General features: G+C 41.6%; 1 protein-coding gene. It reads left to right on the top strand.

The window, feature by feature from the left end; translation table 11 throughout:
- Window positions 1-96 precede the first annotated feature (96 nt).
- Window positions 97-541: aminotransferase class III-fold pyridoxal phosphate-dependent enzyme (locus R7Q11_RS28805; RefSeq protein ID WP_225467300.1), on the top strand; the 445-nt coding region annotated here is incomplete at its 3' end.

The raw sequence follows: 541 nt of genomic DNA, 5'->3' as shown, positions 1-541 counted from the left end.
GACAGAGGCGGAGGTTTACCTATATCTCCTGTAATTAAATTCAAACGAAAATAAATACAGGTTCGAGAATTATTACAATTCAAGGGATTAAGTAGTATGAGCACTGCCTTTGAAGTCGATAACACTATCGCAAACATTTTTTCTTCTCAGGTTCCTTTAGTTGAGGGAACGTATGACTTAACGCCGGATCAAGTTCTATTAGAACAGGCGGAGCATGAATCTGAGGTTCGTTCTTATCCACGTCGTCTACCGATTGCGATTAAGCAAGCATATGGCTGTTTGGTAGAAGATACTCGTGGTCAAGTCTTCCTAGATTGTCTAGCTGGTGCTGGTACTTTAGCGTTGGGTTACAACCATCCTGAAATTAACCAAGCGTTAAAAGAGCAGTTAGACTCTGGTCTGCCTTATCAAACTCTTGATATTGCCACTTCTGCTAAAACTCACTTTATTAAGTCTGTTAAGTCTTTTCTTCCTCAAGAGCTGGGCGATAACTGTGTTATTCAGTTCTGTGGACCATCGGGTGCTGATGCGGTTGAAGCTG

It is taken from the genome of Vibrio sp. 970 (assembly GCF_033339075.1).
The sequence above is the reverse complement of the archived record's forward strand: the minus strand, read 5'-3'. Positions and strand labels throughout refer to the sequence as shown.